8 protein-coding genes are annotated in these 8,606 nt (G+C 68.0%); 6 read left to right on the top strand and 2 right to left on the bottom strand.

Annotated elements, in window-relative coordinates:
* From PHC73_RS00930 to PHC73_RS00905, 6 genes are all read left to right on the top strand, one after another.
* A partial coding sequence (locus PHC73_RS00930) for a glycosyltransferase (RefSeq protein WP_300123684.1) occupies positions 1-502 on the top strand: 502 nt, incomplete at its 5' end.
* The gene (gene otsB, locus PHC73_RS00925) at positions 495-1,283 is read left to right on the top strand and encodes a trehalose-phosphatase (RefSeq protein ID WP_300123683.1); all 789 of its coding nucleotides are present in this window, start codon (positions 495-497) and stop codon (positions 1,281-1,283) included. The genes PHC73_RS00930 and otsB, both read left to right, overlap by 8 nt.
* On the top strand, positions 1,280-2,383 hold the full coding sequence (locus PHC73_RS00920) for a mechanosensitive ion channel family protein (protein WP_300123682.1): 1,104 nt from the start codon (positions 1,280-1,282) through the stop codon (positions 2,381-2,383). The genes otsB and PHC73_RS00920 overlap by 4 nt, the downstream gene beginning before the upstream one ends.
* A 184-nt stretch (positions 2,384-2,567) precedes the next feature.
* Entirely contained in the window at positions 2,568-4,046 is a 1,479-nt protein-coding gene (locus PHC73_RS00915) for a trehalose-6-phosphate synthase (RefSeq protein WP_300123681.1), read from the top strand.
* Between the two features lie 581 nt (positions 4,047-4,627).
* Positions 4,628-6,220: a DUF1302 family protein gene (locus PHC73_RS00910; RefSeq protein ID WP_300123680.1), complete on the top strand. Its 1,593-nt coding sequence runs from the start codon at positions 4,628-4,630 to the stop codon at positions 6,218-6,220.
* A 49-nt stretch (positions 6,221-6,269) separates the two neighbouring features.
* On the top strand, positions 6,270-7,553 hold the full coding sequence (locus PHC73_RS00905; RefSeq protein WP_300123679.1) for a DUF1329 domain-containing protein: 1,284 nt from the start codon (positions 6,270-6,272) through the stop codon (positions 7,551-7,553).
* Positions 7,554-7,633: 80 nt separating this feature from the next.
* Here the strand turns inward: PHC73_RS00905 and PHC73_RS00900 are convergent, their stop codons facing one another.
* Together PHC73_RS00900 and msrB are read right to left on the bottom strand one after the other, a co-directional pair.
* A complete protein-coding gene (locus tag PHC73_RS00900; protein WP_300123678.1) occupies positions 7,634-8,194 on the bottom strand; it encodes a hypothetical protein in 561 nt (186 codons plus the stop codon).
* A gap of 6 nt (positions 8,195-8,200) precedes the next feature.
* A complete protein-coding gene (msrB, locus tag PHC73_RS00895) occupies positions 8,201-8,602 on the bottom strand; it encodes a peptide-methionine (R)-S-oxide reductase MsrB (RefSeq protein ID WP_300123677.1) in 402 nt (133 codons plus the stop codon).
* Between the last annotated feature and the right edge of the window lie 4 nt (positions 8,603-8,606).

The raw sequence follows: 8,606 nt of genomic DNA, 5'->3' as shown, positions 1-8,606 counted from the left end.
TTTCATCCCCGGCCTGCAACTGGTGCTGGCCGGCGGCGGCGCCGACGACGATCCCGAGGGCGAGGCGGTGCTGGCCGAGGTGCGCGCCGCCGCCGAGGGTGATGCGGATCTGAAAGTGCTGCTGCTGCCGTCGGATGCCCACACCACCATCAACGCGCTGCAGCAGGCGGCGCCCTTCGTGTTGCAGAAGTCGCTGCGCGAGGGCTTCGGCCTGACGGTGACCGAGGCGATGTGGAAGGGCAAGCCGGTGATCGGCGGCGACACCGGCGGCATCCGCCTGCAGGTGGTCAACCACCACACCGGCTTTCTGGTGAGCACGCCCGAGGGCGCCGCGCTGCGCGTGCGCTACCTGCACCAGCACGCCGAGCTGCGCGAACAGATGGGCGCCAAGGCGCGCGAGTTCGTGCGCCAGAATTTTCTCCTGACGCGCCAGGCGCGCGACTACCTGACGCTGATGACCGGCCTCATGCACCCCGGAGAAGAACGTATTGCGCTTGCCTGATTCCACCCTGTTGCAAAACTTCTGGTCCGCGCTGGCGGCCGCTCCCACGGCCGCGCTGCTGCTCGACTACGACGGTACGTTGGCGCCGTTTCACATCGACCCCGCCCGGGCGCGTCCGTATCCGGGCGTCGAGGGTTTGCTCGATCGCCTCGGCCGGCTGCCGGGTGATCGGCTGGTGATCGTCTCCGGCCGGGCGCTCGACGACCTGTGCCCGCTGTTGCAGCTCGACGTGCGGCCGGAGTTCTGGGGCTGTCACGGCCGTGAACGGCGCCTGCCGGACGGCCGTCACAGTTTCACGCCGTTGCCCGAGGCGGCCCGGCAGGCGCTGGCCGAGGCCGAGGGCTGGACCGCCACGGTGACGGCGCTCGGCGGGCGCGTCGAGCGCAAGCCGGGCTCGCTGGCGTTTCACTGGCGTGGCCTGGCGCCGGGCCACCAGCGCGCGCTCGAGCGCGACCTCGAAACACGCTTCGCCGCGCTGGCCGAGGCCGGCGCGCTCGAGTGGAACCCCTTCGACGGCGGCATCGAGCTGCGCGCCCCCGGCTGCGACAAGGGCCAGGCGGTGCGCCAGGTGCTGGCCGAGCTGGGCGAGGGCGCCTGCGTGGCCTATCTGGGCGACGACCACACCGACGAGGACGCCTTCCGCGCGCTCGCCGGGCGCGGCCTGCGCGTGCTGCTGCGGCCCAAGTGGCGCGCCACGGCGGCCGATTTGTGGCTGCGCCCGCCGGAGGGGCTGCGCGCCTTTCTCGAACACTGGGCCGACATCCGGGAGCGAGTCCGATGAACTGGGGCGAGATCGACTGGACCGGCTGGCTGCACCTTTCCGTGCTCGGCAACACGCTGGCCGCCTGGGGCATCGGGCTTGGATTGATGCTGCTGGTCGGCAGCCTGCTGCCGCTGCTCAAATGCCAGCTCGGCCGGCGTCTTGGCCGGCTGGCCGAGCGCGACGGGGCGCAGCTGAGCCGCTACGCGGCCGAGATCGTCGCCGGCACGCGGCGCAGCGTGATGTGGCTGGTGGCGCTGTTCGTCGGCGCCCGCGCCGTGACGCTGCCGCCGAAGATCGACGCGGCGCTGGCCAGCCTCACCGCCGCCGTGCTGCTGCTGCAGGCGGCGCTGTGGGCGCAGCGGGCGCTCAACGTGTGGCTGCAACAGCGGCTCGACCGCGCCCGCCTGACCGATGCCGCCGGCGCCACCACGCTGTCGCTGCTCGGCTTCGTGTGCCGCGTCGCCCTGTGGGCGGTGGCGCTGCTGATGATCCTCGACAACCTCGGCTTCAACATCACCACGCTGGTGGCGAGCCTTGGCATCGGCGGCGTGGCGGTGGCGCTGGCGGTGCAGAACATCCTCGGCGACCTGTTCGCGTCGTTGTCGATCGCGCTCGACAAGCCGTTCGTGATCGGCGACTTCATCGTCGTCGACGGCATCGCCGGCACGGTCGAGTACGTGGGCCTCAAGACCACCCGCGTGCGCAGCCTGGAGGGCCAGCAGGTAGTGTTCGCCAACGCCGACCTGCTCAAAAGCCGCATCCACAACTACAAGCGCCTGTATGAGCGGCGCGTGCTGTTCGGCTTCGGCGTGGTGTATGACACGCCGCCGGACACGCTGGCGGCCATCCCCGGCTGGGTGCGCGAGAGCGTCGAGGCGCAGCCCGGCACGCGCTTCGACCGCGCCCACTTCAAGGGCTTCGGTGAGTCCTCGCTCGATTTCGAGGTGGTGTACTTCGTGCTCGATCCCGACTATAACCGCTACATGGACATCCAGCAGGCCATCAATCTTGCGCTGGTGCGCCGCTTCGCCGCCGAGGGCGTCGAGTTCGCCTTCCCGACCCGCACGCTGCACGTGGCCTCGCGGCCGCCCGCCGCACCGGTGCCGGCGCATGGCTGAGGGGAACGCTGTTTTATTCAGCGTTCCCCTCCCCGGGGCAGGATGCCCCGGCATGAATCAGGGGCATAAGCCCTTGATTCATGGAGCGCCGCGCGGGCCTGTATCGCGCGGCAGCGAGCTGAAAAATTCCAGGGACGGAATTTTTCAGCGTTTCCCTGAGCACGACACGCCACCACGGCTGCTGGTGGTCTCGAACCGCCTGCCGTTCGTGCTGTCGCGCACTGCCGATGGCGGGCTCGTCAGCCGCCCCGGCAGCGGCGGTCTGGTCACCGCGCTGCTGCCGGTGCTGCGCGACCGTGGCGGGGTGTGGGTCGGCTGGCCGGGCATCGCCGATCACGATGCCGACGTCGAGGCCGCCCTGGCGGGAGCCACCGGCAAGGCCGGCTATCAACTGGCGCCGGTGATGCTCGGTGCCGAGGAAGTGGCCGGCTTTTACCACGGCTTTTCCAACGAGGTGTTGTGGCCGCTGTTCCACGACCTGCAGTCGCTGTGCAACTTCGATCCCGCCTACTGGCGCAGCTACGGCGAGGTCAACCACAAGTACGCGCAGGTGGTGCTCGATCACGCGCGCGCCGACGATTTCGTGTGGGTGCACGACTACCAGCTGCTGCTGCTGGCGGCCGAGCTGCGCCGCGCCGGACTGGTCGCGCCGCTGGGTTTTTTTCTGCATATTCCTTTTCCGCCGCTCGACATTTATCTGAAGCTGCCGTGGCGTTTCACGCTGTTGCGGGCGCTGCTGGATTTCGACCTGATCGGTTTTCAGACCCTGCGCGACCAACGCAACTTCCTGCAGTGCGTACGCGCGCTGCTGCCGGCGGCGCGGGTCATGCAGCGCGGCCGGCTGGTGCGCATCGACGGGCACCAGGTGCGAGTTGGCAGCTTTCCGATCGGCATCGACGCCGGCGCTTTCCAGCGCCAGGCCAGCTCGCCAACGGTGATCGCCGCCGCCGAGGCGCTGCGCGCCGAGCTGCCCCACCGCGAGCTCATTCTGGGCGTCGACCGGCTGGATTACACCAAGGGCATCCCGCTGCGCCTTACGGCATTTCGCACGGCGCTGCGCAAATACCCCGACCTGCAGGGGCGGGTGACGCTGCTGCAGGTGGTGGTGCCGAGCCGCGACGACATCCCGCAGTACCGGGATCTCAAGACCCGCATCGAGCAGCTGGTGGGCGAGATCAACGGCGAGTTCACCCGCCCCGGCGGCTGGGTGCCGATCCACTACGTGTACCGCGCGCTCGACCGCCTGGACCTGGTGGCCTATTACCGCGCCGCGCACATCGCGCTGGTGACGCCCCTCAAGGACGGCATGAACCTGGTCGCCAAGGAGTTCTGCGCCTGCTCGGTGGGCGGCGACGGCGTGCTGATCCTGTCCGAGTTCGCCGGCGCCGCCGCGCAGTTGCAGCATGGCGCGCTGCTGGTGAACCCCTACGACGTCGAGGCCACCGCCGACGCCATCCATCAAGCCTGCATGCTGCCGCCGGCCGAGCGGCGCCGGCGCATGACGGCGCTGCGCCGCGCGGTGCGCCGGCAGGATGTGTTCGGCTGGGTCAACGGCTTTCTCGAAGCCGCCATCGCGCGCGATCTCGGCGCCTTTCCGCTGCCGGAGGATTACCGGCCGAGCGCCGAGGCCGAGCAGGCTTACTGGGATACCGAGTTGGCCTGAGAGCTTGTGAATTTTTCAAGCGCCGAGGCTGGCCAGGGATGGCCGGACGCGAATCGAGCCCGTAAGGGCTTGATTCGCGGGAGCCCGTCCGGGCGTGTACCGGACGGGCGACGCAAGAAATGCGCTGGACGCGCATGTCTTCACAAATCAAACCCTGGGCGGGTGGCGGGCGCTCATCTCGCCGGCCTGACCGTGGTCAAGAAGCGTCCCGGCTCGCGTCCGGCGCGGGGCGTCGTGATTTGCATCGCGGCGCAATATTCGGTTAAAAACGCTGCCCGCAAAAATAAACGAACGATTCTTTAACGACGGACTGCCGCTGCGCGCTTGGGGCGGGTCCGGTACGCAGGCGAGCCATCGTCACGCGCCGTGACGATGGTGACAGGGGGGGGACGTCATGCGATGGCACGCCGCACACATGCAGTGCGCCCGCAGCGTTGGATTCGGGCGCGCCTCGCCCCTGGTTTTACTCGCCGCCGAACGATCGGTGCCGCGTGCTCGCGGGCGCCGGTCCGCCGCGCGTGCCGACGCTGCGTTCGTTTCGACGCGGCGACGGCCGGTTCAACTGTGACGAGGTAACACCCGTGATCATCACTGCACGCACTCAGCGGCCACTTTTGGCCGCCGGCCTTTCGTTGCTGGCCATGCCGGCGCTGGCGGAATTCAGCTTCGGCAGCGGCAGCGCCAGCCTGGGCAGCCCGACCGGCTACGTGCGCGGCTACCTGCGCGAGTACCTGTCGATGAACATGGAGGACCAGCCGGACCTCAATTACGGGCAAACCAACCCGCGGCGCATGGGCGGCAAGGGTGAGCTGTCCATGGCGCGCAGCACGCTCAAGCTCGACATGGGCATGGACTTCGGCAGCTTCCAGGTATTCGCGGTCGGCCGCTCGGACCGGGAAATCCGCACCGGCTACCTCGAAGACCTGAACGAATCCGCCAGTCAGAGTCATCGGCTGACCGGCGCGCGCTACGCCGAGGGCTTCGTCACCGACCAGTACGACAACGACGAATTGCGCGAGTGGTATGTCACCTTCGATGCCGGCCCGCGCGTGAAGGCGACCCTTGGCAAGCAGCAGGTGGCCTGGGGCGAGACCGATTTCTTCCAGGCCATGGACATCATCCACGGCTACGACTTCCGCTGGCGCTCGTTCCTGGAGCTGGAGGCCGACGAGCTGCGCAAGCCGCTGATCATGGCCAATTTCGTGATCGACGTGCCGGAACTGGGCGGCGAGCTGCAGCTGCTGTTCCGTCCCGGCTGGGACAGCAAGGACCAGATCGGCCACTTCGCGCCGCTCGAAGGCGGGCGCTGGGCGCCGCAGCCGTTCCGGGGCGTGGACCTCGAGGCGGCCCTGCCGTACGACTACGATTCGCCCAACGGCGACCACGAGGATCCCACCTACGGCCTGCGCTGGAGCGGCTTTGCCAAGGGCATCGGCTACTCGTTGGGTTACTACCGCGGCTTCAACCTGGAGCCGATCGCCAATCCGGCGCCGATGTTCGGCAAGCCGTTCGGCAACGAGCCGCATTACGACCTTGCCGCCGGCCAGTACGGCAACCTGATCTTCCCGATGATCGACATCTTCGGCGCCACGCTCAACGCCGACCTGCCGCAGTGGAAGACCACCGTGCGCGCCGAGGTGGGCTACACGCCGAACAAGCCCTTCAACTACGGCACCCGAGCCATTCCCTTCCCGGGTATGGGTGGCGTGGTGGAAAAGAACATGCTGGCCGTGATGCTGGGCATGGACCAGACCTACAACTGGACGCAAAAGGTGTTCAAGACGCCGCGGCCGTCGACCTTCACCTACCAGGTCTTCGACAACTGGATTTTGGACTACGACCGCCAGGACGACATCGTCGACACCTTCGGCTACGCGGCGCGGCGCAAGGAGCACAAGGTCACCTTCACCGCTGCCGGTACGCTGAACTACCGCTACGACACCCTGAACCCCGGCATGGCCTTCATCTACGACTTCGACGGCGACCACGTGGCGCTGATCCCGTCGGTGGATTTCGTGATGGGCGATCACTGGCGCCTGCGGGCCGAGGCCGACATCTTCATCATCAAGGACGAGCGCAGCCCCTACGAGGACCAATACGCCGACGGCACGCGGGGGCTCGGCACCATGGCCAACAGCAGCCAGCTGGCGATGCGCCTGACCTATCAGTTCTGACGCCGCCGAACTTTCCGCGCCGCATTCCGATAACGCAGAGGCAATCACGATGAACCGCCGAAACACCGCCGCCCGCCTGGCCGCCTGGCTCGCCGCCGGCGCGCTGTTCAGCCAGGTGCCCGCCTGGGCCAAGGAGCTCGACGAGGGCACCGTCATCAACAAGGACAACGTCGAGTCGCTGCTCGGCGACACCTTCGAAGGGCACCCGATCAGCGAGCTGGTGCCCGACAGCATGCGGCTTTGGATGCGCGAGGCGGCGCTCGAGGTGCGCCTGGCCCATTCGCAGCCGACGCCGCTGCCGCCCAAGTACGCCGAGGCCACCGAGCGCAACCGCGGCAAGGCGCAGTACGATCCGGCAACCAAGACCGTCAGCGGCTATGTCGCCGGCCTGCCGTTTCCGGACATCGACGTGAATGACCCGTACGCCGGCATGAAGCTGCTGTGGAACTGGGAACTGGCCGGCATCAACTACCAGGACATTTTCGAAATCACTGCGCCGACGCTGGTCATCAGCATGGACAAGGGGCTCGAGCGCACGCTGTACGCCGAGGGCATCACGGTCAAGATGCAGGGTCGCACCTCCATCCCGCCGGTGACCATCGATCCGGCCGTCAACAAGCGCCAGATACTGGTGTTCACCAAGCCGTATGACATCGCCGGCATCGGCACCATGCTGGTGCGTTACGTCGATCCCAACAAACCGGACGATGCCTGGGTGTACGTGAAGTCGGTGCGCCGGCTGCGCCGCCTGACCGGCGGCAGCTGGATGGACCCGATCGCCAACCTCGACCAGCTGTACGACGACTACTTCGCGCTCGACAGCAATCCCGGCTGGTACCGCGGCGCCAAGGTGCTCGGCAAGCAGTATCTGCTGGGCGTGGCGCATGGCCTGAAGCCGGAAACCCCGCACAAGTCGGAGGAGCGCATCCACATCACCGGCCAGGCGCCGTTCTGCTCGCCGCTTGGCCAGCCCTGGGAGCCGCGCGAGGTGTACAAGATCGAGATCGAGCTGCCGGACACGCACCCCTACTCGCGCAAGGTGCTGTACATGGACGCGCAGATCCCGCTCTTCTACCTGGCCGAGGCCTGGGATCGCAAGGGCGAGTTCTGGAAGGTGATCTACATGATGTACTCGCGCCAGGGCGTGCAGCTGGACGGCCAGACCGGCGGCGTGCAGATTTCCGGCAACGGCGGCATCGACTTCCAGCGCCGGCACTGCAACTACGTCGACACTGATTTTTACCGCAACAACAACCCGAACATCCGCCCGCAGGACGTGGACGAGAACCTGCTGCGCAAGGGCGGCACCGGCGGCAGCATTTTGGCCAAGTAGAACCAAAGCACCTCGAACGACGATGACGCACGGGGCGGGCCGGTTTCAAACCGGCCCGCCCATTTTTTTGACCAGCGCCGTCAGCGCCGCGCGCGGCTGGCGCGCAGCAGGTTCAGGAACAGGGCGCCCTGTTCGAGCGCGTCGTCGAGCGCCACGTGTGTGTGCGCCAGCGTGGGGTCGAACCATTCGCGCGGCATGTGGCGCTTGGTGGTCTGCCGGAACTCGCAGCCCAGCACCGCCATGGCGAAGCTCTTGATGTCGAGCGCCGAGAAGCCGAACGGGTTGTCGCCGGCAAAGCGCGCCAGATACCAGACCACGAACGGGAAATCGAAGGTCACCGGGTAGCCCACGAACACCGGCCGGCCCGGCAGCGCGCGCAGCCAGGCGACGTATTCGGGCATGGCGGCGGCCGGGTCGCGCGGGTTCTGCCGGCAGGCCGCCCAGGCTTGCGGCTGCGCGGCCCAGAACTGCGCCGTGCGCGGGTTGACCTTGCCATCCGGCAGGGTCTCGAAGTTGGCGGTCCAGGTGCCGACCAGGCGGCCGTCCGGCAGGTACGCCGCCGAGCCCAGGCTCAGCATGGAGTTCTCGCCGGGCAGGAAGCCGTCGGTCTCGATGTCGGTGCTGACGTAGACCTCCGCCACGGCGGATTACTTGTCCGCCGGCTCGAGCGTGAGCGAGGCCGAGTTGATGCAGTAGCGCAGCCCGGTCGGCCGCGGGCCGTCCGGGAACACATGCCCCAGGTGCGAGCCGCAGCGCGCGCAGTGCACCTCGATGCGCTGCATGCCGTGGCTGGTGTCGAGCTCGGTGGCGACCGCGCCGTCCTTCGCCGGCTGCCAGAAGCTCGGCCAGCCGCTGCCGGAGTCGTACTTGGCGGCGGAATCGAACAGCACCTCGCCGCAGGCCGCGCAGCGGTACACGCCGGGCGTTTTCTCGTCCCAGTAGGCGCCGGTGAAGGCCGGTTCGGTGCCCTTCTGTCGGCAGATGCGGTACTGCTCGGGCGAAAGGCGGGCGCGCCATTCGGCGTCGGTTTCGGGCAGGGAGTCGCTCATGGGA

It is taken from the genome of Immundisolibacter sp., from assembly GCF_028696615.1.
Lineage (GTDB): Bacteria > Pseudomonadota > Gammaproteobacteria > Immundisolibacterales > Immundisolibacteraceae > Immundisolibacter.
The sequence above is the reverse complement of the archived record's forward strand: the minus strand, read 5'-3'. Positions and strand labels throughout refer to the sequence as shown.

Coding starts and splice junctions, on each gene's coding strand:
- PHC73_RS00920 (WP_300123682.1), top strand. CDS start 1,280: ATGAACTGGGGCGAGATCGACTGGACCGGCTGGCTGCACCTTTCCGTG.
- PHC73_RS00905 (WP_300123679.1), top strand. CDS start 6,270: ATGAACCGCCGAAACACCGCCGCCCGCCTGGCCGCCTGGCTCGCCGCC.
- msrB (WP_300123677.1), bottom strand. CDS start 8,602: ATGAGCGACTCCCTGCCCGAAACCGACGCCGAATGGCGCGCCCGCCTT.